The organism is Citrobacter sp. Cpo061 (genome assembly GCF_030332845.1).
Lineage (GTDB): Bacteria > Pseudomonadota > Gammaproteobacteria > Enterobacterales > Enterobacteriaceae > Citrobacter > Citrobacter portucalensis.
In genome coordinates this window covers 118,834-145,324 of the sequence record NZ_JAOWHB010000023.1, presented here as the reverse complement: position 1 = coordinate 145,324, position 26,491 = coordinate 118,834, and the positions used below count along the sequence as shown (strand labels likewise).

At 49.5% G+C, this 26,491-nt stretch carries 29 protein-coding genes, 1 pseudogene and 1 other annotated feature; of the genes and pseudogenes, 14 read left to right on the top strand and 16 right to left on the bottom strand.

The annotated features are described in order from the left end of the window. Positions 1-193: 193 nt before the first annotated feature. The 3 genes from clpB to rluD form a co-directional block, all read right to left on the bottom strand. Positions 194-2,767 (bottom strand): ATP-dependent chaperone ClpB, encoded by a 2,574-nt coding sequence (clpB, locus tag OGX97_RS03185; protein WP_020996274.1) that lies wholly within the window; start codon positions 2,765-2,767, stop codon positions 194-196. A 129-nt stretch (positions 2,768-2,896) separates the two neighbouring features. Next, on the bottom strand, positions 2,897-3,628 hold the full coding sequence (gene yfiH / locus OGX97_RS03180) for a purine nucleoside phosphorylase YfiH (RefSeq protein ID WP_008785512.1): 732 nt from the start codon (positions 3,626-3,628) through the stop codon (positions 2,897-2,899). Then, positions 3,625-4,605: a 23S rRNA pseudouridine(1911/1915/1917) synthase RluD gene (rluD, locus tag OGX97_RS03175; RefSeq protein ID WP_003826464.1), complete on the bottom strand. Its 981-nt coding sequence runs from the start codon at positions 4,603-4,605 to the stop codon at positions 3,625-3,627. The genes yfiH and rluD overlap by 4 nt, the downstream gene beginning before the upstream one ends. Positions 4,606-4,736: 131 nt before the next feature. On the opposite strand from rluD, the gene bamD reads away from it, so the two are divergent. From bamD to pheA, 4 genes are all read left to right on the top strand, one after another. Beyond that, a complete protein-coding gene (bamD, locus tag OGX97_RS03170) occupies positions 4,737-5,474 on the top strand; it encodes an outer membrane protein assembly factor BamD (protein ID WP_003826460.1) in 738 nt (245 codons plus the stop codon). A 269-nt stretch (positions 5,475-5,743) separates the two neighbouring features. Next, positions 5,744-6,082 (top strand): ribosome-associated translation inhibitor RaiA, encoded by a 339-nt coding sequence (raiA, locus tag OGX97_RS03165; protein WP_003031244.1) that lies wholly within the window; start codon positions 5,744-5,746, stop codon positions 6,080-6,082. Between the two features lie 102 nt (positions 6,083-6,184). Further along, positions 6,185-6,309: a sequence feature (Phe leader region), on the top strand. Beyond that, positions 6,186-6,233: a pheA operon leader peptide PheL gene (pheL, locus tag OGX97_RS03160; protein ID WP_100250063.1), complete on the top strand. Its 48-nt coding sequence runs from the start codon at positions 6,186-6,188 to the stop codon at positions 6,231-6,233. (Overlaps the previous feature by 48 nt.) A 22-nt stretch (positions 6,310-6,331) precedes the next feature. Continuing rightward, entirely contained in the window at positions 6,332-7,492 is a 1,161-nt protein-coding gene (gene pheA / locus OGX97_RS03155) for a bifunctional chorismate mutase/prephenate dehydratase (RefSeq protein WP_100272017.1), read from the top strand. Positions 7,493-7,588: 96 nt separating this feature from the next. Here pheA and tyrA read toward each other — a convergent pair whose 3' ends face one another. Both tyrA and aroF read right to left on the bottom strand, forming a co-directional pair. After that, positions 7,589-8,710: a bifunctional chorismate mutase/prephenate dehydrogenase gene (gene tyrA / locus OGX97_RS03150; protein ID WP_003826456.1), complete on the bottom strand. Its 1,122-nt coding sequence runs from the start codon at positions 8,708-8,710 to the stop codon at positions 7,589-7,591. 10 nt (positions 8,711-8,720) lie between these two features. Continuing rightward, positions 8,721-9,791 (bottom strand): 3-deoxy-7-phosphoheptulonate synthase AroF, encoded by a 1,071-nt coding sequence (gene aroF / locus OGX97_RS03145; RefSeq protein ID WP_003031241.1) that lies wholly within the window; start codon positions 9,789-9,791, stop codon positions 8,721-8,723. 215 nt (positions 9,792-10,006) lie between these two features. Between aroF and OGX97_RS03140 the strand changes: the two genes are divergently transcribed. The 4 genes from OGX97_RS03140 (at position 10,007) to OGX97_RS03125 (ending at position 12,772) form a co-directional block, all read left to right on the top strand. After that, positions 10,007-10,381 (top strand): DUF2799 domain-containing protein, encoded by a 375-nt coding sequence (locus OGX97_RS03140; RefSeq protein WP_008785516.1) that lies wholly within the window; start codon positions 10,007-10,009, stop codon positions 10,379-10,381. A 158-nt stretch (positions 10,382-10,539) separates the two neighbouring features. Further along, positions 10,540-11,058 (top strand): YfiR family protein, encoded by a 519-nt coding sequence (locus tag OGX97_RS03135; protein WP_003826451.1) that lies wholly within the window; start codon positions 10,540-10,542, stop codon positions 11,056-11,058. After that, positions 11,051-12,277 (top strand): diguanylate cyclase DgcN, encoded by a 1,227-nt coding sequence (dgcN, locus tag OGX97_RS03130; RefSeq protein ID WP_003826449.1) that lies wholly within the window; start codon positions 11,051-11,053, stop codon positions 12,275-12,277. The genes OGX97_RS03135 and dgcN overlap by 8 nt, the downstream gene beginning before the upstream one ends. 12 nt (positions 12,278-12,289) lie before the next feature. After that, entirely contained in the window at positions 12,290-12,772 is a 483-nt protein-coding gene (locus OGX97_RS03125) for an OmpA family protein (protein WP_003826447.1), read from the top strand. Between the two features lie 257 nt (positions 12,773-13,029). Here the strand turns inward: OGX97_RS03125 and OGX97_RS03120 are convergent, their stop codons facing one another. From OGX97_RS03120 to ffh, 8 genes and pseudogenes are all read right to left on the bottom strand, one after another. After that, positions 13,030-13,278: a hypothetical protein gene (locus tag OGX97_RS03120; protein ID WP_279850932.1), complete on the bottom strand. Its 249-nt coding sequence runs from the start codon at positions 13,276-13,278 to the stop codon at positions 13,030-13,032. 118 nt (positions 13,279-13,396) lie between these two features. Next, entirely contained in the window at positions 13,397-13,864 is a 468-nt protein-coding gene (locus OGX97_RS03115) for a hypothetical protein (RefSeq protein ID WP_279850933.1), read from the bottom strand. Beyond that, positions 13,846-14,217: pseudogene (locus tag OGX97_RS03110) on the bottom strand (tyrosine-type recombinase/integrase); the annotation flags it as partial. The pseudogene OGX97_RS03110 and the gene OGX97_RS03115, both read right to left, overlap by 19 nt. 755 nt (positions 14,218-14,972) lie before the next feature. Beyond that, complete coding sequence (rplS, locus tag OGX97_RS03105) at positions 14,973-15,320, bottom strand: 50S ribosomal protein L19 (protein WP_002914145.1); 348 nt, start codon at positions 15,318-15,320, stop codon at positions 14,973-14,975. A gap of 39 nt (positions 15,321-15,359) precedes the next feature. After that, entirely contained in the window at positions 15,360-16,127 is a 768-nt protein-coding gene (gene trmD, locus OGX97_RS03100; protein ID WP_003031232.1) for a tRNA (guanosine(37)-N1)-methyltransferase TrmD, read from the bottom strand. Between the two features lie 44 nt (positions 16,128-16,171). Further along, on the bottom strand, positions 16,172-16,720 hold the full coding sequence (gene rimM, locus OGX97_RS03095; RefSeq protein ID WP_191239006.1) for a ribosome maturation factor RimM: 549 nt from the start codon (positions 16,718-16,720) through the stop codon (positions 16,172-16,174). Between the two features lie 18 nt (positions 16,721-16,738). Continuing rightward, positions 16,739-16,987 carry a 30S ribosomal protein S16 gene (gene rpsP / locus OGX97_RS03090; protein ID WP_003031228.1) on the bottom strand — a complete coding sequence of 83 codons (249 nt, stop codon included), beginning with the start codon at positions 16,985-16,987 and terminating at the stop codon, positions 16,739-16,741. A 249-nt stretch (positions 16,988-17,236) separates the two neighbouring features. Further along, positions 17,237-18,598 (bottom strand): signal recognition particle protein, encoded by a 1,362-nt coding sequence (gene ffh, locus OGX97_RS03085; protein ID WP_003031226.1) that lies wholly within the window; start codon positions 18,596-18,598, stop codon positions 17,237-17,239. Between the two features lie 165 nt (positions 18,599-18,763). Between ffh and OGX97_RS03080 the strand changes: the two genes are divergently transcribed. Then, the gene (locus OGX97_RS03080; RefSeq protein WP_279850934.1) at positions 18,764-19,555 is read left to right on the top strand and encodes a cytochrome C assembly family protein; all 792 of its coding nucleotides are present in this window, start codon (positions 18,764-18,766) and stop codon (positions 19,553-19,555) included. A gap of 18 nt (positions 19,556-19,573) precedes the next feature. Continuing rightward, positions 19,574-20,863 (top strand): HlyC/CorC family transporter, encoded by a 1,290-nt coding sequence (locus OGX97_RS03075; RefSeq protein ID WP_008785520.1) that lies wholly within the window; start codon positions 19,574-19,576, stop codon positions 20,861-20,863. Between the two features lie 49 nt (positions 20,864-20,912). On the opposite strand, the gene grpE is transcribed toward OGX97_RS03075, so the two are convergent. Beyond that, complete coding sequence (gene grpE / locus OGX97_RS03070; RefSeq protein WP_003826408.1) at positions 20,913-21,506, bottom strand: nucleotide exchange factor GrpE; 594 nt, start codon at positions 21,504-21,506, stop codon at positions 20,913-20,915. Positions 21,507-21,628: 122 nt separating this feature from the next. On the opposite strand from grpE, the gene nadK reads away from it, so the two are divergent. From nadK to bamE, 3 genes are all read left to right on the top strand, one after another. Next, a complete protein-coding gene (nadK, locus tag OGX97_RS03065) occupies positions 21,629-22,507 on the top strand; it encodes an NAD(+) kinase (RefSeq protein WP_032944608.1) in 879 nt (292 codons plus the stop codon). Between the two features lie 85 nt (positions 22,508-22,592). Continuing rightward, complete coding sequence (recN, locus tag OGX97_RS03060; protein ID WP_008785523.1) at positions 22,593-24,254, top strand: DNA repair protein RecN; 1,662 nt, start codon at positions 22,593-22,595, stop codon at positions 24,252-24,254. A gap of 149 nt (positions 24,255-24,403) precedes the next feature. Continuing rightward, entirely contained in the window at positions 24,404-24,748 is a 345-nt protein-coding gene (bamE, locus tag OGX97_RS03055) for an outer membrane protein assembly factor BamE (protein WP_008785524.1), read from the top strand. A gap of 50 nt (positions 24,749-24,798) precedes the next feature. Here the strand turns inward: bamE and OGX97_RS03050 are convergent, their stop codons facing one another. Beyond that, positions 24,799-25,095, bottom strand: a complete 297-nt coding sequence (locus OGX97_RS03050) for an RnfH family protein (protein ID WP_008785525.1) — start codon at positions 25,093-25,095, stop codon at positions 24,799-24,801. Then, positions 25,079-25,522, bottom strand: a complete 444-nt coding sequence (gene ratA / locus OGX97_RS03045) for a type II toxin-antitoxin system toxin RatA (RefSeq protein ID WP_003826396.1) — start codon at positions 25,520-25,522, stop codon at positions 25,079-25,081. The genes OGX97_RS03050 and ratA overlap by 17 nt, the downstream gene beginning before the upstream one ends. A 154-nt stretch (positions 25,523-25,676) precedes the next feature. Between ratA and smpB the strand changes: the two genes are divergently transcribed. Further along, positions 25,677-26,159 carry an SsrA-binding protein SmpB gene (gene smpB, locus OGX97_RS03040; protein ID WP_003031211.1) on the top strand — a complete coding sequence of 161 codons (483 nt, stop codon included), beginning with the start codon at positions 25,677-25,679 and terminating at the stop codon, positions 26,157-26,159. Positions 26,160-26,491: the final 332 nt, after the last annotated feature.

Here is a 26,491-nt window from a genome sequence, read left to right as displayed (position 1 = left end):
CCCCGCTGACCCGGCGGCTTGTAATCCGTTGTTCCGTGTCAGTGGAGGCGCATTATAGGGAGTTATTTCAGGCTGACAAGTTAAAAATATAAAAAACTTATCAAGCGATTACTTTTCAATCAACACATCCATTTCTGCCTGGATTTTAAACAAAAACGAGCCCCGCAGGGCCCGTTTATTGTTGTTTTGTGACTTACTGCACTGCCACTATGCGATCGTCATTCACTTCCAGACGAATCGTTTTGCCCGGAATCAGTTCACCAGACAGAATTTGCTGCGCCAGCGGGTTTTCGATCTGCTGCTGGATAGCACGTTTCAATGGACGCGCGCCATACACCGGATCGTAACCATTCGCGCTCAGCAGTTTAAGCGCCTCGTCAGAAATATGGATTTCATAGCCACGCTCTTCCAGACGTTTGTACAGACGCTGCAACTGGATCTGAGCAATAGAAGCAATATGCTGCTCACCCAACGGATGGAATACAACAACCTCATCTATACGGTTGATGAATTCCGGGCGGAAGTTGTGGCTCACGACGCCCAGCACCATATCTTTCATGTGACCGTAATCCAACTCGCCGAAGCGTTCCTGGATCAGATCGGACCCCAGGTTCGAGGTCATGATGACAACCGTATTACGGAAGTCGACCGTTCTCCCCTGTCCGTCAGTCAAACGACCATCGTCAAGCACCTGCAGCAGAATGTTGAACACATCCGGGTGTGCTTTCTCCACTTCATCCAACAAGATGACAGAGTACGGACGACGACGTACTGCTTCCGTCAGGTAACCCCCCTCTTCATAACCGACATATCCCGGAGGTGCCCCGACCAGACGAGACACCGAGTGTTTCTCCATAAACTCGGACATATCGATACGCACCATTGCATCGTCACTGTCGAACATAAAGTTTGCCAGCGCTTTGCACAGTTCGGTTTTACCGACACCGGTTGGACCAAGGAACAGGAATGAACCAATCGGACGATTCGGATCGGACAAGCCCGCTCGGCTACGACGGATGGCATTAGAAACGGCTTCCACCGCTTCGTTCTGACCAATCACGCGGCTGTGCAGCTCCTGCTCCATACGCAACAGTTTTTCTCGTTCGCCTTCCAGCATGCGAGCAACTGGGATCCCGGTCCAGCGCGCCAGCACCTCAGCAATTTCTGCATCCGTAACTTTATTACGCAGCAGACGCATGGTTTTGCCTTCAGACTGGGTGGCTGCTTCCAGTTGTTTTTCCAGTTCAGGAATTTTGCCGTACTGCAGTTCAGACATCCGCGCCAGGTCGCCAACGCGGCGCGCCTGTTCGATGGCGATTTTTGCCTGCTCCAGCTCAGCCTTGATAGTTTGCGTTCCCGAGAGGGAAGCTTTTTCAGCTTTCCACTCTTCCTCTAACTCAGAATACTGGCGTTCTTTGTCGTCCAGCTCTTCGTTGAGCATATCGAGACGTTTTTTACTTGCCTCATCAGACTCTTTCATTAATGCCTGCTGTTCCAGTTTGAGCTGGATAATACGGCGGTCGAGTCTGTCGAGTTCCTCCGGCTTGGAGTCAATCTGCATACGAATGCTGGATGCCGCTTCGTCAATAAGGTCGATAGCTTTATCCGGCAACTGACGATCGGCAATATATCGATGAGACAGCGTAGCAGCCGCAACAATCGCCGGGTCAGTAATCTGCACATGATGGTGCAGTTCATAACGTTCTTTCAGGCCACGCAAGATTGCGATGGTGTCTTCCACTGAAGGTTCAGCCACAAACACTTTCTGGAAACGACGTTCCAGCGCCGCATCTTTTTCGATGTACTGGCGATACTCATCAAGCGTTGTTGCGCCTACGCAGTGCAGTTCCCCGCGAGCCAGTGCTGGTTTCAGCATGTTCCCGGCGTCCATTGCGCCATCGGCTTTACCCGCCCCAACCATGGTATGCAATTCGTCGATAAACAGAATGACGTTGCCTTCCTGTTTCGAGAGATCGTTCAGCACACCTTTTAAACGTTCTTCGAACTCACCACGATATTTGGCCCCAGCAACCAGCGCGCCCATATCCAGCGCCAGTACACGACGGCCTTTTAAGCCTTCCGGCACTTCACCATTGATGATGCGTTGGGCCAGCCCTTCAACGATGGCGGTTTTACCGACACCGGGTTCACCGATTAACACCGGGTTATTTTTAGTACGACGTTGCAGCACCTGAATGGTACGGCGAATTTCTTCATCACGGCCGATGACCGGATCGAGTTTGCCCTGTTCGGCACGTTCGGTCAGATCGACGGTATATTTTTTCAAGGCCTGACGTTGGTCTTCAGCCCCCTGGTCATTCACGCTTTCACCTCCACGCATTTGTTCAATTGCCTGAGTGATATTGGCGGTCGTCGCGCCTGCTGATTTTAATAAGTCGGTCAGCGTACCGCGTGACTCAAGCGCCGCCAGAACGAACAGTTCTGACGAAATAAAGTTGTCCCCACGTTTTTGCGCCAGCTTGTCGCAAAGATTAAGTACACGCACCAGTTCCTGAGAAGGCTGCACATCGCCACCAGTACCTTCTACCTGTGGCAAACGGCTCAACGCCTGGTCAATGGCTGTACGTAACTGGCCAGCATTAATGCCAGCAGACGTTAATAAAGGACGTACCGATCCCCCTTCCTGATTCAGCAAGGCGCTCATTAGATGAAGTGGTTCGATGAATTGATTGTCGTGCCCCAATGCGAGTGACTGGGCATCGGCAAGAGCAAGCTGGAATTTATTAGTAAGACGATCCAGACGCATAACTCCTCCCATAACAGGTCAAAATTGCTACTGGAGATTAAATGAGGTCATCCCTCAATTATTCAAGGTGAATGACCTGAATTATGTGAAAAGAAAATTACACGTACCGGATCGTCTTGATTCTTTAGGTTATATCAGCCAAATAAAACTTGCCATACGACCCGTGGTATTGTCGCGACGATAAGAGAAGAACGTCTCACTTTCGCTGAAGGTGCAACGGTCTCCGCCGTGGATGTTCTCTACCCCGACACTGGACAGACGCTGGCGCGCAAGCTGGTAGATATCCGCCAGATACTTGTCGCCACGCGGTACAAATGCGAGGTCCGCTTGCGGATCTTTCGTCATGAACGCCTCGCGGACTTCTGGTCCAACTTCAAACGCGTTTGGACCTATCGCCGGGCCTAGCCAGGCAATAATGTTTTCAGGTTTGTCGGCAAAACACGCCACCGTCTCTTCCAGCACGCCGGCGCATAATCCGCGCCAACCCGCATGGGCCGCAGCAACTTCGGTTCCGGCACGGTTGCAAAACAACACCGGCAAACAATCAGCGGTCATCACCGCACACACGGTACCCGGCGTGTTGCTGTACGATGCATCTGCGCGTTTGCAGGCGTAAGGCTCGCCGGTCAGTTTCAGGACATCCTTACCGTGGACCTGCTCCAGCCAGACTGGCTTTGACGGCAGATTGCCCGCAGCAAACAGTCGTTTGCGGTTCTCTTCAACATGTTCCGGGTTATCGCCGCAATGGGCGCCCAGATTCAGCGAATCGTAAGGCGGCATACTAACTCCGCCAATACGGGTAGAACTACACGCCGCGACACCTTGCGGTATCGGCCACTGCGGGACAATTAGCTTACTCATAGCCAGGCAATATCATCCTTATGTTCTTCGAAATCAGCGCGCATCACTTCAATCAACTGCACCATATCTTGTGGGATCGGCGCATGCCATTCCATTTCGATACCGGAAATCGGGTGATACAAACGCAGCATGGTCGCGTGCAGCGCTTGACGGTCGAACTTACGCAGTACGGAGATAAATTCGTCAGAAGCGCCTTTCGGTGGACGTGGACGACCGCCGTAAACCTGATCGCCCACCAGCGGATGAGTGATATGTGCCATGTGCACGCGGATCTGGTGCGTACGTCCGGTTTCCAGACGCAACCGCAGACGCGTGTGCACACGGAAGTGTTCCATAATGCGATAGTGCGTTACCGCCGGTTTCCCCATTGGGTGTACCGCCATGTGCGTACGCTTGGTCGGGTGACGGCTAATCGGTTCCTCAACGGTTCCGCCAGCAGTCATGTGACCAATTGCCACGGCTTCGTACTCACGGGTAATTTCGCGCAGCTGCAACGACTCCACCAAACGTGTTTGCGCCGGAACCGTTTTTGCCACCACCATTAATCCGGTCGTGTCTTTATCCAGACGGTGCACGATACCAGCACGAGGAACATCCGCGATTGGCGGGTAGTAATGCAGTAACGCATTCAATACCGTACCATCGGGATTCCCGGCGCCCGGATGCACTACAAGGTCACGGGGTTTGTTGATGACAAGAATGTCGTCATCTTCATAAACGATATCCAGTGGGATATCCTGAGGTTCAAAACGAACCTCTTCATCAATTTCTGCATTGATGGAGACACGCTCTCCACCCAACACTTTTTCTTTCGGTTTATCGCAAAGTTGGTCATTTACCAGTACGCGCTGGTCGAGGATCCATTCTTTTATGCGCGATCGCGAATAATCAGGGAACAATTCGGCCAAAGCCTGATCTAAGCGTTGACCGAGCTGATTTTCGGAGACTGTTGCGGTGAGTTCTACTCGTTGTGCCATAAACTGCTTCTTCGTTTAACGTTGGGTTTTACGGCTTTGCCGTTTAATATAGTGTGCTATTGTAGCTGGTCTTAACCGGGAGCAGGAACAGAGAATCTCCCGTATTACATTTTGAGGAAAGTCAAAACGTCATGACGCGCATGAAATATCTGGTGGCAGCAGCCACGTTGAGCCTGTTTTTGGCGGGTTGCTCTGGTTCAAAGGAAGAGGTGCCCGATAATCCGCCAAATGAAATCTACGCGACTGCTCAGCAAAAGCTGCAGGACGGTAACTGGAAACAGGCAATAACGCAATTGGAAGCGTTGGATAACCGTTATCCATTTGGACCGTATTCTCAGCAGGTGCAATTAGATCTCATCTACGCCTACTACAAAAACGCCGATCTGCCACTTGCTCAGGCTGCCATCGATCGTTTTATCCGTCTTAACCCGACACACCCTAACATTGATTATGTCATGTATATGCGTGGCCTGACCAATATGGCGTTGGATGATAGCGCACTGCAAGGATTCTTTGGTGTTGATCGTAGCGATCGCGATCCGCAACATGCCCGAGCTGCGTTTAATGACTTTTCCAAACTGGTGCGTGGGTATCCGAATAGCCAGTACACCACTGACGCCACCAAACGTCTGGTGTTCCTGAAAGACCGCCTGGCGAAGTATGAATACTCCGTTGCGGAATACTATACTGCCCGCGGCGCATGGGTTGCCGTGGTAAACCGTGTGGAAGGCATGCTGCGCGACTACCCGGATACCCAGGCAACACGTAATGCCCTGCCGTTGATGGAAAACGCTTATCGCCAGATGCAGATGAATGCACAGGCTGAAAAAGTCGCGAAAATCATTGCCGCCAACAGCAGCAATACCTGATTTGCCTCAGAATGCAAAACGGCAGCCCCTGGGCTGCCGTTTTTTTATCCGTTAACGCCACAACTGAAGCGGTTTAGCTCCGACGCATCCCATCAAATATGGCCTGCTTTCAGGTATTCCTCAAGTAAAAAATCGCCTGTTCCTGCGGTGCCTCACAAAAAGGTTTTCTTGACAAAAAGCGACAAAATAATGTGATTTAGATCACACATTTTGACATTAGGAACGGTATGCTGGAATCACCAAGACGGGAAAGACAAGAGGTAAAATTTATGACAATGAACATTACCAGTAAACAAATGGAAATTACTCCGGCAATTCGCCAGCATGTCGCAGACCGTCTCGCCAAACTAGAAAAATGGCAAACTCATCTGATTAATCCACATATCATTCTGTCTAAGGAGCCACAGGGTTTCATTGCTGATGCCACCATCAATACACCGAACGGACATCTGGTCGCCAGCGCAAAACACGAGGATATGTACACCGCAATTAACGATTTGATCAACAAGCTGGAACGGCAGCTCAATAAAGTGCAGCACAAAGGCGAAGCCCGTCGTGCAACAACTTCAGTCAAAGACGCCAACTTCGTCGAAGCAGAAGAAGAGTAGTCCCTTACATTGAGTGTATCGCCAACGCGCCTTCGGGCGCGTTTTTTGTTGACAGGGTGAAAACAGTACGGGTACTTTACTGACGTAGCCAAAGGAAAATTACATGAAACTTGTCCCGTTCTTCTTCGCATTCTTTTTTACCTTCCCCTGAATGGGAGGCGTTTCGTCGTGTGATAAAGAATGCGAAGACGAACAATAAGGCCTCCCACACGGGAGGCCTTTTTTATTGATAACAAGAAAGGCAACACTATGACATCGGAAAACCCATTGCTGGCGCTGCGCGATAAGATCAGCACGCTGGATGAAAAATTACTGGCCCTGCTGGCTGAGCGACGTGGACTGGCCGTAGAAGTTGGTAAAGCCAAACTGCTTTCGCATCGTCCGGTTCGTGATATCGATCGTGAACGTGACCTTTTGGACCGACTCATTCAGCTTGGCAAAACACATCATCTTGATGCTCACTACATTACTCGCCTGTTCCAGCTCATAATCGAAGATTCCGTCCTGACTCAACAGGCTCTGCTCCAGCAGCACCTGAACAAAATTAACCCACACTCCGCGCGCGTGGCCTTCCTTGGGCCAAAAGGGTCATATTCCCATCTCGCCGCACGTCAGTACGCTGCCCGCCATTTTGAACAATTTATTGAAAGCGGCTGCGCAAAATTTGCCGATATCTTTAATCAGGTCGAAACCGGACAGGCTGACTATGCTGTGGTACCGATTGAAAACACCAGCTCCGGTGGGATTAACGACGTTTACGACCTGCTGCAGCACACCAGCCTGTCTATCGTTGGCGAGATGACCATTACGATAGACCACTGTGTACTGGTGTCTGGCACGACGGATCTTGAGAGTATTGAAACGGTATATAGCCATCCGCAGCCGTTCCAGCAGTGCAGCAAATTCCTGAATCGCTACCCGCACTGGAAGATTGAGTACACTGAAAGCACCTCTGCGGCGATGGAAAAAGTTGCGCAGGCTAACTCACCGCGCGTGGCGGCCCTGGGGAGCGAAGCCGGAGGCGTACTGTATGGATTACAGGTTCTCGAGCATATTGAGGCTAACCAGTCGCAAAACATCACCCGCTTCGTGGTGCTGGCACGCAAAGCAATTAATGTTTCCGATCAGGTTCCGGCAAAAACAACCCTGTTGATGGCGACGGGGCAACAAGCCGGTGCGCTGGTTGAGGCGCTGCTGGTGCTGCGTAACCATAATCTGATTATGACTAAACTGGAGTCACGCCCGATTCACGGCAATCCGTGGGAAGAGATGTTTTATCTTGATATCCAGGCCAACCTGGAATCGCCCCAGATGCAAAAAGCATTGAAAGAGCTGGGTGAGATTACGCGTTCGATGAAAGTACTGGGATGCTATCCAAGTGAGAACGTGGTGCCAGTCGATCCGAGCTAACGTTTGGCAATGCCGGATGGCGCTACGCTTATCCGGCCTACGGTTCATACGATTTTTGAAGGCCGGATAAGGCAAACCCGCCATCCGGCATCTTAATTAAGGACGGCTGTCATTCGCCTGGCGTAACAAAGTACGGCTTTCACTCTGGAAGCGTTTCGCATAATCGCCAAACCAGTGCTCCACCTTACGGAAGCTGTCGATAAACGCTTGCTTATCGCCCTGCTCCAGCAAACCTATTGCCTCGCCAAAACGTTGGTAGTAGCGTTTAATCAGCGCAAGGTTGCTCTCAGACGACATAATAATATCAGCATAGAGCTGCGGATCCTGGGCAAACAGACGGCCAACCATCGCCAGTTCAAGGCGGTAAATCGGCGAAGAGAGCGCCAGCAGCTGCTCCAGTTGAACGTTCTCTTCCGCTAAATGCAGACCGTAAGCAAAGGTCGCAAAGTGACGCAGTGCCTGAATAAACGCCATGTTCTGGTCATGTTCAACGGCGCTGATCCGATGCAGTCGCGCACCCCATACCTGAATCTGTTCCAGAAACCACTGATAAGCTTCCGGCTGACGTCCGTCACACCAAACGACGACCTGTTTGGCCAGACTGCCGCTATCCGGACCAAACATTGGGTGTAACCCCACCACCGGGCCATCATGTGCAGCCAGCATCGCCTGTAAAGGACCATTTTTCACCGAAGCCAGATCCACCAGGATGCAGTCAGACGGCAGACGTGGTAGTTTGGCGATCACCTGCTCGGTGACGTGGATCGGCACGCTGACGATCACCATGCCGGCATCAGAGACGATCTCCGGCGCGCGATCCCAGTCCTGCTGTTCCAGAATCCGTACCTGATAACCTGACAGGGTGAGCATTTTTTCGAACAGACGCCCCATCTGACCGCCGCCGCCGACAATCACCACCGGCCGCAGAGAAGGACAAAGCGTTTTAAACCCTTTGTCGTTCTCACTGGAGTAGGACTCACGCATAACGCGGCGTAGCACATCTTCAATCAGGTCCGGCGGCACACCCAGGGCTTCCGCTTCCGCCCGGCGAGAGGCCAGCATAGAGGCTTCCCGTTCCGGCACGTAGATCGGCAGCCCAAAGCGGCTTTTTACTTCACCTACTTCGGCAACCAGCTCCAGGCGGCGTGCCAGTAAATCCAGCAGCGCCTTATCGACTTCATCAATTTGATCGCGTAATGCGGTCAATTCAGCAACCATAACCAACCTCTTATGCTACACGCGCCGACAGCTGGCCGTTTAAATCCTGGCTAATTTCACGCAGCAGCGCATCCGTCATTTCCCAGCTAATGCAGGCGTCAGTTACGGATACGCCGTATTTCATTTCGCTGCGCGGCTGTTCGGAAGACTGGTTGCCTTCGTGAATATTACTTTCAATCATCAAGCCAATGATCGAGCGATTGCCATCTTTGATTTGTGCAATCACGGATTCAGCCACGGCAGGCTGACGGCGGTAATCTTTATTGGAATTACCATGACTGCAATCTACCATCAGAGAAGGTCGTAGTCCCGCCTGCTCCATCTCTTTTTCGCACTGGGCGACATCTGCCGGGCTGTAGTTCGGCGCTTTACCCCCGCGCAAGATCACGTGACCGTCCGGATTCCCCTGTGTTTGCAGCAGTGCAACCTGCCCGGCTTGGTTAATACCGACAAAGCGGTGCGACTGCGCAGCCGCACGCATGGCGTTAATGGCGGTCGCCAGGCTACCGTCGGTACCATTCTTAAAGCCAACCGGCATCGAAAGACCGGAAGCCATTTCACGGTGAGTCTGCGATTCCGTAGTACGGGCACCGATTGCGGACCAGCTAAACAGATCGCCCAGGTATTGCGGGCTATTTGGATCCAGCGCTTCAGTTGCCAGCGGCAGTCCCATATTTACCAGTTCAAGCAGCAGCTGACGCGCAATTTTCAGACCTGCTTCAACATCAAAAGAGCCATCCATATGAGGATCGTTAATTAACCCTTTCCAGCCGACAGTGGTACGGGGTTTTTCAAAATAGACGCGCATCACCAGGTAGAGGCTATCGCTGACCTCTGCGGCAAGGGCTTTAAATCGACGAGCATACTCAATCGCCATTTCAGGATCGTGAATGGAGCATGGGCCACATACGACCAGCAGGCGCGGATCGCGACCGGAGATAATATCTGAGATGGTTTTACGCGACTGGGCGATTTGCGCCTCTTGCTCCTGGCTCAGCGGAAATTCAGCTTTCAGCTGCTCCGGAGTCATCAGAACCTGTTCGTCGGTAATATGTACGTTGTTCAGCGCGTCTTTTTGCATGATGGTGATCCTGTTTAGCTCGTTTGCGATAGTTGATCCTCAGCGAGGAGGAAATAACGATATCACAATAGGTAAAGATTTCAATCCACAATCCGTAAATTTTAATTTACATGATGTTATTTCAAGGCAAAAACAGCCCTTGCAAATGTACATTTAAATTTACATCACCGAATTTTCAGATCCACTATGCTTAAAAAAACGAAGGAGCACAGGCAATGAAGCAACTCATCAGCATCTTGTTTCTATTACTTCTTAGCGGATGTCAGATAGACCCCTACACCCATGCCCCTACCTGGACTGGTACCGACTGGTACGACGCCGGGATACAAGATGCCATTTCGGGTTATGCCGTTAAAGATAATGAAACGCTTGCCGACAACTACAATGACCCCGACGTCGATCGTACGGAATACCTTAAGGGTTACGCCGAGGGACAACGTAAAACCTGCCAGCAGGATTTTGTTTATGCCAGAGGCCTGACCGGGAAAACTTTTCCGCCCAGTTGCGATACTGTCGAAAATGTTGACCAGTTACACAGCGCCTGGCAGCAAGGGGCAAACGAGGGTGCTGCCTCGATAAGGTTAAATTAAACAATGGTTTATATTTTATAAACCATTAGGATTTAACTTAAATCACCAATAGCATTATTCTAGGAATAATGACGGCTTAGGAAAATAATGTTATTTTGTTGCAAACAATCTTGAATGTATTTCGACGTTTTACAGCAAACGCTGGTAGGTAACTATTCATGAGCTATTCTTACCGACTCATACTTCTACTGGCACTGCTCCTGACCGGATTACCGCTGTATGCCCAAAGCGTTACGGAAGAAGCAAAATCGGTACGCGCTATGGTTTCCGGCATCGTCAGTTATACACGCTGGCCTGCACTTTCCGGGCCCCCAAAACTGTGTATTTTCTCTTCATCGCGTTTTTCCAGTGTCCTGAAAGATACCAGTGCAGGCGCATTACCCTATCTTCCCGTCATCATCCGTACGGAACAAGAAATATTAGTTTCGCAGTGTGACGGTTTTTATTTTGGAAAAGAATCCCCTACTTATCAGGTGGAATTAAAGAATAAATATCCGACTAAGGCATTGTTATTAATTGCTGAACAGAACCCTGAATGCGTTATTGGCAGCGCCTTTTGCCTCATAATTAAAGACGAAGATGTGAGATTTTCCGTAAATATGGATTCCCTTTCACGCAGCGGCGTAAGGGTCAGTCCAGACGTATTGATGCTTGCACGGAATAATAAGCATGGATAAGGGCCATTCTCCCATAGCACGCCCGACGTTTAAGCGAACATTACGGCGTATCAGCATAATCAGCGTTCTGGTAACCATGATGCTGATCTGGCTGCTGCTCAGCATTTCTTCCGTGCTGGCATTAAGACAGTATGCGCAAAAGAATCTGGATCTGACTGCCGCTACCATGACCCGTACGCTCGAAGCTGCATTAGTCTTTTCTGATAGTGTTGCAGCAACTGAAACGCTGGCGGCACTGGGTCAGCAGGGGCAATTTTCCGTTGCAGAAGTTCGTAATAAAAACCAGAAGGTGATCGCCACCTGGCGCTATAACGCGCAGGATACCACTGAAAAGATCAGCGGGATGATCAGCCACTGGCTGTTCCCACAACCGGTCACTCAGCCGATTTTGCATAATGGCAACGTCATCGGCGAAGTACGATTGACTGCGCGCGATAGCGTTATCAGTCATTTCATCTATTTGTCGCTGGCCGTCCTTACCGGGTGCATTCTGTTGGCATCCGGAATTGCATTAATGCTCACTCGCTATTTACACAATGGCGTTGTGGATGCACTGCAAAACATTACCGAGGTGGTACATGATGTTCGTACCAACCGTAACTTTTCACGGCGCGTATCAGAGGAACGCATTGAAGAGTTTCATCTCTTCGCCCTGGACTTTAATAGTCTGCTGGACGAGATGGAGGAGTGGCAACTTAAACTGCAGGCAAAAAACGCTCAGCTGTTGCGTACTGCACTACATGATCCTCTGACGGGTCTGGCAAATCGCGCCGCATTTCGCAGCAGCATAAATGCCCTAATGAATGATGATGCCGCCCACAGCAGCTCGGCATTGTTATTCCTTGATGGCGACAATTTTAAATTTATTAATGATACCTGGGGCCACGCAGCGGGGGATCGGGTCCTGATTGAAGTCGCAAAAAGGTTATCCGAGTTTGGGGGGAGTCGCCATTACCCATATAGACTTGGCGGCGATGAGTTCGCTATGGTGCTGTACAGCGTTCATTCTGAATATGAGGTTCAGCGGATCTGCGCGGCACTGTCACAAGAGTTTAACCGACCTTTTGACCTGCATAATGGTCATCTGGCAAGCATGACGCTCAGTATTGGGTTTGCGCTGACGTGGGAACATGCCTCTGCCGAAAAATTACAAGAACTTGCCGATCAAAATATGTATCAGGCTAAACATTTGCGTTCTGAACGCATTATTAAAAAATAAGGAATTACACACATGCTAAAACGTTTATTATCCCCGTTTCTTCTGCTTTTACTGATTCTGGCTGGCTGTCAGGCACCTCAGGGAAAATTTACCCCAGAGCAAATTGCAGCCATGAAATCATACGGATTTACTGAAGCATCAGGAGACTGGTCTCTCGGCCTGTCTGACACTATCCTGTTTGACAAAAATGACTATAAACTCCGTCCTGAAAGTGAAAAACAGATCAAGGAAATGGCATCCAAACTGGCAGCTACCGGGCTAAATCATGCTCGCCTGGATGGTCATACTGATAACTACGGTGAAGACAGCTATAACGAAGCTCTGTCACTCAAACGCGCTAATGTCGTTGCCGATGCCTGGGCGCAGGGCGCTAATATTCCCCGCACCAACCTGACTACTCAGGGACTCGGGAAGAAATATCCCATTGCCAGCAACCAGACATCAAAAGGTCGCGCTGAAAACCGCCGCGTGGCGGTCGTGATCACGACACCATAATCGTCCCCCAACTGGCTGCGCGCCGCGCAGTCCATCCATTGCCATAAAGAACAAAAGAGTAAACGTCGGGATAAAAAAAGGGCCAGCCTTTCGGCCAGCCCTTTTCTAACAGGATGTCGCTTGCGCGAATCTTAGTTAAGACGCTTTTACATGACACTATTGATAAACATACATTTTCATTACAAACAGTTAGTTTTATGTATCACTGCTACAACCAAATGCGGTCAAAAACATGTTATGTGGGCAGAATGTGGTCATCAAGATTTGGGTCTTAGCGCTTCGATCGCTTTCACTAAGACCTCTAACTCGCCCTTTTCTAATTTTTTAGATTCAATAATATCACTCGTCTCGCCTTCTCTTAATTTTTCGATTTGCGATCTAACACTAATCTTTTCGATAATAGTACTTGCTTCCTCTGGTTTACCTTTTTCAATCAAAATTTTGAATGTAGCCAAATTTTCTTCTCGGGATCTTTTTATTGCTTCATAGTACCGAAACTCATCCATAGTTTATCTATACTGCTTGAGAAAATAAAATGAAACCAATTCAATAAAAAACAAAACACCAAAGTTTGGAGCGAGTATTACCAGAATTTCTTTATAATCATCAGGTGTTTTTATAAAGTTAACACGATTGTAAAAAAAATAACACTCCAGCTATTGAAAAAAAGATCCCTACTAAAAGGTAAATAATCCCTCGATTAAATACATCTTTTGCCAATTTCCCAGAACTCACCGCAAGAAATGACATATACTCCATACAATCGTCATACACAACCTCACTTTCTCTACTTGAAGGCTTTACTCTTGGTTTGAATTTACAAATACTGAGCAAGGCATTCTGGACAGGTGAAATCCCATTAACAATTATGAATGATATAGGAATTAATGTTAATCCAAGTGTTGTAAACCAAATACCAGGCGTGAATACCTCCGTATTATAATTTTTGGTTACATAGGTATAAATTTTAACTAAAGATGTTCCTGATAACACACAGTAAACTATTATAATAAAAATAATAACTTCAGAGAGATTCGCTATCCCCATGAACTTTCGTTCATAAACATCATACGTCAATTCTTCTTTTTCCATTTTAATAATCCATTTTTAAAATTAGCTAATGTGTTTAATATTACAGCTTCTTCAAGATGGTCTGGAGCAAAATGTGCGTACCGCATGGTCTCACGAATATTCGCGTGTCCAAGTATTTGCTGGAGTACCAGAATATTCTCACAATTAATCATAAAATGACTAGCAAAAGTATGTCGTAATACATGAGTTTTTTGTCCTTCAGCCAACTGTATATCGGTCAGAGCCAGCATTTTCTTGAACTCCTGATAGCAGGGGTGGTACATTTTTCCCTGCAAAGGATCCAGCTCGTAACAGAGCCACTGAGGGATCGGAACCGTACGATTCTTCTTTCCCTCCGTTTTCGTGAAAGTCAGCTAGCTGTAAATGAGTCAGACATTCGGCTTCATATAATCCAGTTAGCCTCAGAAGACAATATTTAAGAACACTTTTTCTTAGAGCGACTAATACTACCATCATTACAGACAAATTTTCCGTCAGCGGTGCAATGCGATACTCCACCTTTAGATTTAGAACATGGGTAGTTTTTTGCAGATACAGTAGAAGATGAAATTGAGAGCAGTATTATTATTAGAAAAGAAAAACATACTTTCATTAGTATTATCCTTTAAATAGAGAACATCAAATATTACTCATGATTTTTATTGTTGCTGCCTGACATTCCTCGCACGCTTTAGCACCAGTTAGGTACTAAAATCCTTATCGAGCACTAGCCAGCTACAGGACCAAACCCAGCGTAATCACCCAAACAATAATCTTGGTAAATATAGAAGCATTGGGTTTCGCAATTACAGACCACATACTATCAAAACAATGTTTACCGTTTGTGATCCGTTTCTAATATGTCGTAAAAACAAGGCGATGCAACCATATCAATATAATTATTTTTATTATAATCACCATCAACATGTAATCAACTGCACTGCATCCACCATTACAACCGTAACAACAATAAACAATGCTTTCTGAACTTCAGTTCCCGCCAAAATATCGGATAATTTATTTATTAACCACACTCCACAATATTTCGACATATTATGGGCAGCATCAATAAAAAAAGGGCCAGCCTTTCGGCCAGCCCTTTTCTAACAGGATGTCGCTTGCGCGAATCTTAGTTAAGACGCTCTTTGATACGAGCAGACTTACCAGTGCGCTCACGCAGGTAGTACAGTTTAGCTTTACGAACAGCACCACGACGTTTAACAGCAATGCTGTCAACTACCGGAGAGTGAGTCTGGAAGACACGCTCAACGCCTTCGCCGTTGGAAATTTTACGAACAGTGAATGCAGAGTGCAGACCGCGGTTACGAATAGCGATAACCACGCCCTCGAATGCCTGCAGACGTTTTTTGGAACCTTCAACAACCCATACTTTCACTTCCACGGTATCACCCGGACGGAAGGAAGGTACGTCCTGCTTCATCTGTTCTTGTTCAAGTTGCTTAATAATGTTGCTCATAATTTAATCTCTTATCCTGGGTAAACTGATATTGGGGGCTTACGCCTGCCCATCATGTTTATGTTGCTGTTGTGCGTGTTCCTTTTTGAACTCCGCCAGCAACCTTGCTTGCTCTTCAGTCAGAGCCAGGTTTTCCAGAAGTTCAGGTCTTCTAAGCCAGGTCCGGCCCAGCGACTGCTTCAAACGCCAGCGACGTATCTCAGCGTGGTTCCCCGACAGTAACACCGCCGGTACTTCCATCTGCTCTAACACTTCAGGTCGGGTATAGTGCGGGCAATCCAGCAACCCATCAGCAAACGAATCTTCGATTGCCGAAGCCTCATGACCCAGAACTCCCGGAATAAACCGGGACACGGAGTCGATCAGCGTCATTGCCGGTAACTCACCACCGCTGAGTACGTAATCGCCGATTGACCATTCTTCGTCAATTTCGGTTTGAATCACGCGCTCATCTATTCCTTCATAGCGACCACATACCAGAATCAGCTTTTGATTCGTGGCCAGTTCGCTGACGCCCGCTTGATCAAGCTTGCGTCCCTGAGGTGACAGATAAATCACCTTTGCGCCTTCACCAGCCGCAGCTTTTGCTGCATGAATGGCGTCCCGTAAAGGTTGCACCATCATTAACATCCCCGGTCCGCCGCCGTAAGGACGATCGTCCACGGTACGGTGCCGGTCATGAGTAAAGTCACGAGGACTCCAACTCTGGATGTTCAGCAGGCCATTTTTTACTGCCCGGCCAGTTACCCCGTAATCGGTAATTGCGCGGAACATTTCTGGAAACAGGCTAACGATACCTATAAACACAAGCCAATCCCCATAACGCCGACTTTTACCGTTTATCCGGTGGTTTAAAAACCAGGATCCCAATCTACTTCGATAGTACGAGTAGCGAGATCGACTTTCTTGATAACCTGCCCATCGAGGAACGGCACAAGACGTTCCTTGATACCAAACGCATCTTTCAGGTTTGCCTTGATGACGATGACGTCATTCGAACCGGTTTCCATCATATCGACGACTTTACCGAGATCGTAGCCTTCAGTAGTCACTACCTGGCAGCCCATAAGGTCTTTCCAGTAGTAGGAACCATCTTCCAGCGCTGGCAACTGCGAGGAATCCACGACAATTTCGCAATTAGTCAGTAGATTCGCCGAATCACGATCGTCAACGCCTTTCAGCTTGATGATCAGATCCTGATTGTGGTGCTTCCAGCTTTCCAGCTGTACTTGCTGCCACTGACCCGCCTTCTGGATAAACCAGGGCTGATAGTCAAAAATGCTTTCGGCGTCTTCAGTGGAAGAAAACACTCTGAGCCAACCACGGATACCGTAAGAAGACCCCATTTTCCCCAAAACGATGGGGTCCACAGGAGCCTGTGCGGCGAGTTGCTTGCTCATCATGACCACCGTGACAGATTAAGCTGCTTTGTTTGCTGCTTTGATCAGCGTAGCTACGCGATCAGAAATAGTCGCGCCCTGGCCAACCCAGTGAGCGATGCGATCCAGATCCAGGCGAGTGCCTTCTTCTTTTTCGCTAGCGATTGGGTTAAAGAAGCCAACGCGCTCGATGAAGCGACCGTTGCGTGCATTACGGCTGTCGGTAACAACAACCTGGTAGAACGGACGCTTTTTAGCGCCGTGACGAGCTAAACGAATAGTAACCATAACATCCTCTTGTGTGAATAAAACACCCAGGCCCCATCGAGGAACGGAGCCCGGGTGTCATATTAAAAGCCCGAAAATTTTACTGATTTCTGGGGAAAATGCAATCAGCAGTTGATAACTCTGCTATAAAAGGCCGTTGGCGGTGCCGTCAGTTCGGTGCCGGCGTGTGCGCAGCCACCGGAGCGTACACGCAGTACGTGAGGATGGCGAGCACACCCCGGTGCCGAAATGGCAAACAAGCCAGGCCGATTAGCGGCCTGGGAATCCTGGGGGCATCATCCCCTTCATACCACGCATCATCTTCGCCATTCCGCCCTTCTTCATTTTCTTCATCATGCGCTGCATGTCGTCGAACTGTTTCAGAAGGCGGTTTACGTCCTGTACCTGCATACCGCAACCGGCAGCGATACGGCGTTTACGGGAACCTTTGATAATTTCCGGCTTAGCGCGTTCTTTCATCGTCATCGAGTTGATGATGGCTTCCATACGCACCAGCACTTTATCGTCCATCTGCGATTTCACATTGTCAGGGATCTGACCCATGCCCGGCAGCTTGCCCATCAGGCTTGCCATACCGCCCATGTTTTTCATCTGGTTAAGCTGTTCAAGGAAATCGTTGAGATCGAAGCCATCGCCTTTTTTCAGCTTGCTGGCTAGTTTTTCTGCCTGTGCGCGGTCAACCTTGCTTTCGATATCTTCGATCAGCGACAGCACGTCGCCCATGCCGAGAATGCGCGAAGCAATCCTGTCCGGATGGAACGGCTCCAGTGCTTCGGTTTTCTCACCGACGCCGAGGAATTTAATCGGCTTACCGGTAATATGACGAATAGAGAGCGCCGCACCGCCACGGGCATCACCATCAACTTTTGTCAGCACTACGCCGGTTAACGGCAGCGCTTCGTTAAAGGCTTTTGCGGTATTTGCGGCATCCTGACCGGTCATGGCATCGACCACAAACAGTGTTTCTACCGGCTTGATAGAAGCGTGGACCTGTTTGATTTCGTCCATCATCGCTTCGTCAACGTGCAGACGACCGGCGGTATCCACCAGCAGCACGTCGTAGAATTTGAGTTTGGCTTCTTTCAGCGCGGCGTTAACGATATCGACCGGCTTCTGGCCGACATCCGACGGGAAGAAGTCCACACCGACCTGCTCGGCCAGCGTTTCCAGCTGTTTGATCGCCGCCGGGCGATAAACGTCCGCGGAGACCACCAGCACTTTCTTCTTGTGCTTCTCGCGCAGGAATTTACCCAGCTTACCGACGCTGGTCGTTTTACCCGCACCCTGCAGGCCCGCCATCAGCACCACGGCTGGCGGCTGTGCAGCCAGATTCAGGGTCTGGTTTTCTTCGCCCATTGCCGCAACCAGTTCGTTACGGACAATCTTGACGAACTCCTGACCCGGCGTCAGGCTTTTGTTAACTTCATGACCAACCGCTTTCTCTTTTACGCGATTGATAAACTCACGCACTACCGGCAGCGCTACGTCAGCCTCCAGCAGCGCCATGCGCACTTCGCGCAGCGTCTCTTTAACGTTGTCTTCAGTAAGGCGTCCACGGCCACTGATATTGCGCAGCGTGCGCGACAAACGATCGGTTAAATTATCAAACATTGTCTCTCGCCTGGGGTGGAAACGGTCGGTCGCGACAGCGACACATCAACAGAAATTTGTCGCAGTATAACATGAAGCCGCCTTTGTTGTTATGCAACGGTTGGAGCAGCGGTCACGTAACGCTATACTGCTTTTCTTTATCACTGGCCAACTGTCGACACCTATATGCCCGTTTTTGCTCTGCTCGCCCTTGTCGCCTACTCAGTCAGCCTCGCGCTGATTATTCCCGCTCTGCTGCAAAAAAACAGCGGCTGGCGGCGTATGGCTATTCTCTCTGCGGTCGTTGCGCTGGTAAGTCATGCTATCGCCCTGGAAGCGCGTATCCTACCCGGCGGTGAAAGCGGACAAAACCTGAGTCTGTTGAACCTCGGCTCGCTGGTAAGCCTGATGATCTGTACGGTAATGACCATCGTTGCGTCCCGTAATCGTGGCTGGCTATTGTTGCCCATTGTCTACGCCTTTGCGCTGATAAACCTGGCCTTCGCCACGTTTATGCCTAACGAATTCATCACCCATCTCGAAGCTACGCCTGGCATGATGATTCACATCGGGCTATCACTGTTCGCTTACGCCACGCTGATTATCGCCGCGCTCTACGCGCTACAGTTGGCATGGATCGATTACCAACTGAAAAACAAGAAACTGGCCTTCAGCAATGAGATGCCGCCACTGATGAGTATTGAGCGGAAGATGTTTCATATCACCCAAATTGGCGTGGTTCTGCTGACGCTCACCCTGTGCACTGGCCTGTTTTACATGCATAACCTGTTCAGTACCGAGAACATTGATAAAGCCGTTCTCTCTATCGTGGCATGGTTTGTCTATATCGTTCTATTGTGGGGACATTACCATGAAGGTTGGCGCGGACGTCGCGTCGTATGGTTTAACGTCGCAGGCGCTGGCATTCTGACGCTGGCCTATTTCGGCAGCCGTATCCTGCAGCAGTTCGTGAGTTAAATCTTTAAGGAACCCTACGTGGAACACATCTCCACCACCACGCTCATTATCACGCTCCTCATCATGGTGGTCATTTCCGCCTATTTTTCCGGTTCTGAAACCGGAATGATGACCCTGAATCGCTACCGCCTACGCCATCGGGCCAAACAGGGAAATCGCCAGGCAAAACGCGTTGAAAAGTTACTTCGCAAGCCGGATCGCCTGATAAGCCTGGTGCTCATCGGTAATAATCTGGTGAATATTCTGGCCTCCGCGCTCGGAACCATTGTCGGTATGCGCCTGTATGGCGATGCTGGCGTCGCCATTGCCACCGGGGTACTGACGTTTGTGGTGCTGGTTTTTGCCGAAGTGCTACCAAAGACGATTGCCGCGCTATATCCGGAAAAAGTTGCCTATCCGAGCAGCGTCCTGCTGGCTCCGCTGCAGATTCTGATGATGCCGTTAGTATGGCTACTCAACACCATTACGCGGCTTCTGATGCGCATGATGGGCATCAAAACGGATATCGTAGTGAGCGGTTCGCTGAGTAAAGATGAACTGCGAACGCTGGTGAATGAATCGCGCTCGCAAATCTCACGCCGTAACCAGGATATGCTGTTGTCAGTGCTGGACCTGGAAAAAGTCAGCGTCGATGACATCATGATCCCGCGTAATGAAATCATCGGCATTGATATTAACGATGACTGGAAATCAATCGTGCGTCAGCTTTCGCACTCCCCGCACGGTCGTATTGTGCTGTATCGCGACTCGCTCGACGATGCCATCAGTATGCTGCGCGTACGTGAAGCCTGGCGATTGATGGCCGAGAAAAAAGAGTTCACCAAAGAGACCATGTTACGCGCCGCCGACGAAATTTATTACGTTCCGGAAGGCACACCACTCAGCACCCAGCTCATTAAATTTCAGCGCAATAAGAAGAAAGTGGGCCTGGTCGTTAATGAATATGGCGATATTCAAGGACTGGTTACGGTCGAGGATATTCTGGAAGAGATTGTTGGTGACTTCACGACCTCAATGTCACCGACGCTTGCCGAAGAAGTCACGCCGCAGAATGACGGTTCGGTGATCATTGACGGTAGCGCCAACGTTCGTGAAATCAATAAGGCGTTTAACTGGCACCTGCCGGAAGATGACGCACGTACCGTGAACGGTATTATTCTTGAAGCGCTGGAAGAGATCCCGGTTGCTGGCACACGTGTGCGTATTGGGCAGTACGATATCGATATTCTCGACGTGCAGGATAATATGATTAAACAGGTGCAGGTGTTGCCCGTCAAACCGCTGCGGGAAAGCGTATCGGACCAGTGAGAGTAATCCAGACCGGGTAGCGCATCAGCATTACCCGGTCTGAGGCTGATTAGCCTTTGGCTTTCGCCACAGAGACCATCGCCGCACGGATGGTACGTCCGTTCAGGGTATAGCCTTTCTGCATAACCATCAGCACATTACCGGCAGCAACGTCGTCAGACTCTACCATTGCAATCGCCTGGTGCACGTTCGGGTCCATCGGCACGTCGATATCCGCAACCACCTGTACGCCAAACTTCGCCACAACATCCAGCATTGACTTACGGGTCAGCTCAATACCTTCGACCATAGCCGCCATAGCGTCATTGTCTTTGTCCGCAACTTCCAGCGCACGGTCCAGGCTATCCAGCACCGGCAGCAGTTCGTTGACGAATTTTTCCAGTGCAAACTTATGCGCTTTTTCTACGTCCAGTTCGGTACGACGACGCAGGTTTTCCATTTCCGCTTTGATACGCAACACGCTGTCGCGCTCGCGCGTTTCGGCTTCAGCAAGCTGAGCTTCCAGATTCGCAATTTTTTCATCGCGCGGATCCACCTGCTCAGCAGAAGCGTCTGGTTCAACCGCCTCAACTTCTTCGTGCTGATCCATGATAATTTCTTCCGGGGCTTGCCCCTCAGGCGTTTTCTGTTCTTTACTACTCATGAATTTCTCCGCGTTTTTTTCGCATTCATCTCGCTAACTTGGCTTATTATGGGGATCAGATTCAGGGATTCAAGGGAAGTACTCACATTGTCACTAATCTTCGTTACAAGGACCTCGAGAAAATGAACAAACATTTCAAGTGTATTGGCATTGTGGGGCATCCACGTCACCCCACTGCACTGACCACACATGAAATGCTCTACCGTTGGCTGTGCGCCAAAGGTTATGAGGTTATCGTTGAGCAACAAATCGCCCACGAGCTGCAGCTGAAAAATGTGAAAACCGGTACGCTCGCAGAGATTGGCCAGCAGGCAGACCTCGCCGTGGTAGTCGGCGGCGACGGCAATATGCTGGGCGCCGCACGCACCCTGGCACGTTATGACATCAAGGTTATTGGCATTAACCGCGGTAATCTCGGTTTTCTGACCGACCTTGACCCAGACAATGCTCAACAACAGTTAGCTGACGTGCTGGAAGGCCACTACATCAGCGAAAAGCGCTTTTTACTTGAAGCCCAGGTGTGCCAACAGGATTGCCAAAAGCGTATTAGCACTGCGATCAATGAAGTTGTGTTGCACCCCGGAAAAGTGGCGCACATGATTGAATTTGAAGTCTATATCGATGAAATTTTTGCCTTCTCCCAGCGTTCGGACGGCTTGATTATTTCCACACCGACCGGCTCTACCGCCTATTCGCTCTCTGCCGGAGGTCCGATCCTGACGCCTTCGCTGGATGCTATTACGCTGGTCCCGATGTTCCCGCATACACTTTCCGCACGACCGCTGGTGATCAACAGTAGCAGCACCATTCGCCTGCGCTTCTCTCATCGCCGTAACGATCTGGAAATCAGTTGCGACAGCCAGATCGCCCTGCCTATACAGGAAGGTGAAGACGTATTAATTCGCCGCTGTGATTATCATCTGAACCTGATACACCCAAAAGATTACAGCTATTTCAACACATTAAGCACTAAACTAGGCTGGTCAAAAAAATTATTTTAATTTAACGCCAACCTCTTTACTGTATAAAAAACCAGTTTATACTGTATGTAATTACAGTTATGGTTTTTCATACAGGAAAACAGCTATGTTGGCACAACTGACCATCAGCAATTTTGCTATCGTTCGTGAACTTGAGATCGATTTCCAGAACGGAATGACCGTTATTACCGGTGAAACCGGTGCGGGTAAGTCCATTGCCATTGATGCTCTCGGTTTGTGCCTGGGCGGACGCGCAGACGCCGACATGGTACGTGCAGGCGCCACGCGAGCCGACCTCTGCGCGCGATTCGCCTTAAAAGACACCCCCGCGGCTCTGCGCTGGCTGGAAGAAAACCAGCTTGAGGAAGGCCGTGAATGTTTGCTGCGTCGTGTTATCAGCAGCGATGGACGTTCACGCGGCTTCATTAACGGCACTGCCGTACCGTTGTCACAGTTGCGCGAGCTGGGCCAGTTGCTTATTCAAATCCACGGTCAGCATGCGCATCAGCTCCTGACAAAATCAGAACACCAAAAGTCTCTGCTGGATGGTTACGCCAATGAAGCGTCCCTGACTCAGGAAATGGCTGCGCGCTACCAGCTGTGGCACCAAAGCTGCCGTGACCTGGCGCATCATCAACAACAGAGTCAGGAACGCGCAGCCCGGGCGGAACTGTTGCAATACCAGTTAAAAGAACTGAACGAATTCAACCCGCAGCCGGGTGAATTTGAGCAAATTGATGAAGAGTACAAGCGTCTGGCTAACAGCGGGCAATTGCTCACCACCAGCCAACAGGCGCTGGCTATCCTGGCGGATGGCGAAGACATCAACCTGCAAAGCCAGCTGTACACTGCAAAGCAGCTGGTCACTGAACTGGCAGGCATGGACGGCAAACTTTCCGGTATCCTGGATATGCTGGAAGAGGCCACGATCCAACTCAGCGAAGCCAGCGACGAGCTGCGCCACTATTGCGATCGTCTGGATTTGGACCCTAACCGTTTGTTCGAACTTGAACAGCGTATTTCCAAACAAATCTCATTGGCCCGCAAGCATCATGTTGCCCCTGAAGCGCTGCCACAGTTCTATCAGTCATTGCTGGATGAACAACAGCAGTTAGACGATCAGGCCGACTCGCTCGAAACCTTAACCCTGGCGGTGAACAATCACCACCAGCAGGCTCTGGAAACGGCAAAAATGCTGCACAAACAGCGCCAGCATTATGCTCAGGAGCTGGGACAACTGATTACAGAGAGCATGCATACTCTCTCAATGCCGCACGGTGTCTTTTGCATTGATGTGAAATTTGAGGAACATCATTTGAGCGCAGACGGTGCCGATCGCGTAGAGTTTAAAGTGACCACTAACCCAGGCCAGCCGTTGCAGCCGATTGCGAAAGTGGCTTCAGGTGGGGAACTGTCGCGCATTGCGCTGGCTATTCAGGTTATTACCGCACGCAAAATGGAAACACCGGCGCTGATTTTCGATGAAGTGGATGTCGGTATCAGCGGCCCGACTGCTGCGGTAGTGGGAAAAATGCTGCGTCAGTTGGGCGAGTCAACTCAGGTAATGTGCGTTACTCACTTGCCGCAGGTTGCTGGCTGTGGTCATCAACACTTCTACGTCAGCAAAGAAACGGATGGCGCGATGACCGAAACACACATGCAGCCGCTTGATAAACGCGCTCGCCTGCAGGAATTAGCCCGCCTGCTTGGCGGTAGCGAAGTGACGCGCAATACCCTCGCAAATGCAAAAGAACTGCTGGCGGCATAAACTTTTTTACCTTGTTAAGGTCTGAGTTCAACATAAAATCGCCGACCGACCCGACAGCAAAAGGTTTTAAAGTGGTGAAAGGTCTATTATCATCGGCATATTACATATGAGCCGCGTACTGCTCGGGCCCGAAAAGGAATCAAATCACTATGCGCTGTAAAACGCTGACTGCTGCTGCAGCAGTACTACTGATGTTGACTGCAGGCTGTTCCACTCTGGAGCGAGTGGTTTACCGCCCTGACATCAACCAGGGAAATTATCTGACACCTACCGATGTCGCCAAAGTGCGCACGGGTATGACGCAACAGCAGGTTGCTTATGCTCTGGGTACACCAATGATGTCCGATCCTTTTGGCACTAACACCTGGTTTTATGTGTTCCGTCAGCAACCTGGTCATGAAGGCGTAACCCAGCAAACACTGACGCTGACCTTTAACAGCAGCGGCATTTTGACGAACATTGATAACAAACCTGCTTTGACCGACAACAAGTAGGATTAACAGATTAAAAAAAGGTGCTCAATGAGCACCTTTTTTATTGTCTGCTATTTTTTAGCAGATTTCTCTGCTCGCTGTCTGCGCAGCTCTTTCGGATCGGCAATCAGTGGCCGGTAAATTTCCACCCTATCACCGTCCTGGAGAACATCAGCAAGCTTTACCGGACGGCTGTAAATGCCCACTTTATTTTTGCTGAGATCGATATCGGTACGTAATTCCAGCAGCCCGGAAGCGCGGATAGCCTCTTCCACCGTAGCGCCCTGTTGCAGCGTCACGCGCTGTAGATACTGTTTCTCGGGTAGCGCATACGCCACTTCAACAACAATTTTAGCTGACGCTGACACTGTAAACCTCTTTCGCGCGGACCGTGAAGGCCTGCACCATGTTCGAAGCCAGCTCTTTAAAGATACGACCAAATGCCAGCTCGATTAACTTATTGGTAAACTCAAAATCGAGATGAAATTCAATGCGGCACGCTTCATGACTCAGTGGCGTAAACTTCCATCCGCCAATGAGTTTCTTGAACGGTCCGTCGACCAGATGCATCAGGATACTCTGGTTACTGGTCAGTTGATTGCGCGTAGTGAACGTTTTGCTAATCCCTGCTTTCGAGACATCCACCGCCGCGGTCATCTGTCCCGGAGTCGACTCCAGCACACGGCTACCGGTGCATCCCGGTAAAAACTGGGGATAGGATTTAACATCATTCACTAGCTGATACATCTGTTCCGCACTGTAAGGTACTAAAGCGGTCCGGCTAATCTGAGGCATAACAATTTCCATCAATATCAATCACACAAATAATACCATTTATCCCCCGCTAAAAAAAACGCTATAGCCTAACTCGTGCTAAGATAGCGCCTTGCGCCCCGCTGGATGAAATGGGGTGTTTTTCGATTCCAGATTACCTATACTGAGCGGCATTATGACGAAGAAAAAAGCACACAAACCTGGCTCAGCCACAATCGCGCTTAACAAGCGCGCACGACACGAATACTTTATTGAAGAAGAGTTCGAAGCAGGACTCGCTCTGCAAGGTTGGGAAGTCAAATCCCTGCGGGCGGGTAAAGCTAACATCGGCGACAGCTACGTCATCCTTAAAGACGGCGAAGCGTTCCTGTTTGGCGCCAACTTCACGCCAATGGCTGTTGCCTCAACGCATGTGGTATGTGATCCCACCCGTACCCGTAAGCTGTTGTTAAACCAACGTGAGCTCGACTCCCTGTATGGTCGAATGAATCGTGACGGTTATACCGTTGTTGCGCTTTCACTGTACTGGAAAAATGCCTGGTGCAAAGTGAAAATTGGCGTCGCGAAAGGTAAGAAACAGCACGACAAGCGCTCCGATGTGAAAGAACGCGAATGGCAGTTAGATAAAGCGCGTATTATGAAAAATGCTGGTCGCTAAACGCTATTCTCCTGTGACCAGTCTCTCATCCTGAGACTGGTTCTTATTTTTTAGTTATTGAAACCCACCCAATACATTCATCAGGTTTATGGTTTATTTGTGCTGAATCGTTCAGGTATGAAATAAACTCCCCTGGCATTACCGTAGCGCCCCATAGTCTAATAAAATAAAACTTCAAGACCATATCGCATATATTCAAACTTATTTAATAACACTATTATTACTGTTGTTTATTATATCCCCGTCCATTTCAATTAAATAAGTAAACCTTTAAATACAATAAGTTAACTAAAGACAAATCATTGAATACACACCGGGAAGTATACTTTTCA

Bases quoted from the DNA above. Each gene is read 5' to 3' on its own strand.
- grpE (WP_003826408.1), bottom strand. From the start codon at position 21,506: ATGAGTAGTAAAGAACAGAAAACGCCTGAGGGGCAAGCCCCGGAAGAA.
- rimM (WP_191239006.1), bottom strand. From the start codon at position 16,720: ATGAGCAAGCAACTCGCCGCACAGGCTCCTGTGGACCCCATCGTTTTG.
- OGX97_RS03140 (WP_008785516.1), top strand. From the start codon at position 10,007: ATGAAGCAACTCATCAGCATCTTGTTTCTATTACTTCTTAGCGGATGT.
- smpB (WP_003031211.1), top strand. From the start codon at position 25,677: ATGACGAAGAAAAAAGCACACAAACCTGGCTCAGCCACAATCGCGCTT.
- aroF (WP_003031241.1), bottom strand. From the start codon at position 9,791: ATGCAAAAAGACGCGCTGAACAACGTACATATTACCGACGAACAGGTT.
- OGX97_RS03115 (WP_279850933.1), bottom strand. From the start codon at position 13,864: ATGGAAAAAGAAGAATTGACGTATGATGTTTATGAACGAAAGTTCATG.
- pheA (WP_100272017.1), top strand. From the start codon at position 6,332: ATGACATCGGAAAACCCATTGCTGGCGCTGCGCGATAAGATCAGCACG.
- dgcN (WP_003826449.1), top strand. From the start codon at position 11,051: ATGGATAAGGGCCATTCTCCCATAGCACGCCCGACGTTTAAGCGAACA.
- rplS (WP_002914145.1), bottom strand. From the start codon at position 15,320: ATGAGCAACATTATTAAGCAACTTGAACAAGAACAGATGAAGCAGGAC.
- OGX97_RS03135 (WP_003826451.1), top strand. From the start codon at position 10,540: ATGAGCTATTCTTACCGACTCATACTTCTACTGGCACTGCTCCTGACC.
- yfiH (WP_008785512.1), bottom strand. From the start codon at position 3,628: ATGAGTAAGCTAATTGTCCCGCAGTGGCCGATACCGCAAGGTGTCGCG.
- tyrA (WP_003826456.1), bottom strand. From the start codon at position 8,710: ATGGTTGCTGAATTGACCGCATTACGCGATCAAATTGATGAAGTCGAT.
- bamD (WP_003826460.1), top strand. From the start codon at position 4,737: ATGACGCGCATGAAATATCTGGTGGCAGCAGCCACGTTGAGCCTGTTT.
- clpB (WP_020996274.1), bottom strand. From the start codon at position 2,767: ATGCGTCTGGATCGTCTTACTAATAAATTCCAGCTTGCTCTTGCCGAT.
- OGX97_RS03125 (WP_003826447.1), top strand. From the start codon at position 12,290: ATGCTAAAACGTTTATTATCCCCGTTTCTTCTGCTTTTACTGATTCTG.
- OGX97_RS03080 (WP_279850934.1), top strand. From the start codon at position 18,764: ATGCCCGTTTTTGCTCTGCTCGCCCTTGTCGCCTACTCAGTCAGCCTC.
- ratA (WP_003826396.1), bottom strand. From the start codon at position 25,522: ATGCCTCAGATTAGCCGGACCGCTTTAGTACCTTACAGTGCGGAACAG.
- raiA (WP_003031244.1), top strand. From the start codon at position 5,744: ATGACAATGAACATTACCAGTAAACAAATGGAAATTACTCCGGCAATT.
- recN (WP_008785523.1), top strand. From the start codon at position 22,593: ATGTTGGCACAACTGACCATCAGCAATTTTGCTATCGTTCGTGAACTT.
- rluD (WP_003826464.1), bottom strand. From the start codon at position 4,605: ATGGCACAACGAGTAGAACTCACCGCAACAGTCTCCGAAAATCAGCTC.
- nadK (WP_032944608.1), top strand. From the start codon at position 21,629: ATGAACAAACATTTCAAGTGTATTGGCATTGTGGGGCATCCACGTCAC.
- ffh (WP_003031226.1), bottom strand. From the start codon at position 18,598: ATGTTTGATAATTTAACCGATCGTTTGTCGCGCACGCTGCGCAATATC.
- OGX97_RS03120 (WP_279850932.1), bottom strand. From the start codon at position 13,278: ATGGATGAGTTTCGGTACTATGAAGCAATAAAAAGATCCCGAGAAGAA.
- rpsP (WP_003031228.1), bottom strand. From the start codon at position 16,987: ATGGTTACTATTCGTTTAGCTCGTCACGGCGCTAAAAAGCGTCCGTTC.
- bamE (WP_008785524.1), top strand. From the start codon at position 24,404: ATGCGCTGTAAAACGCTGACTGCTGCTGCAGCAGTACTACTGATGTTG.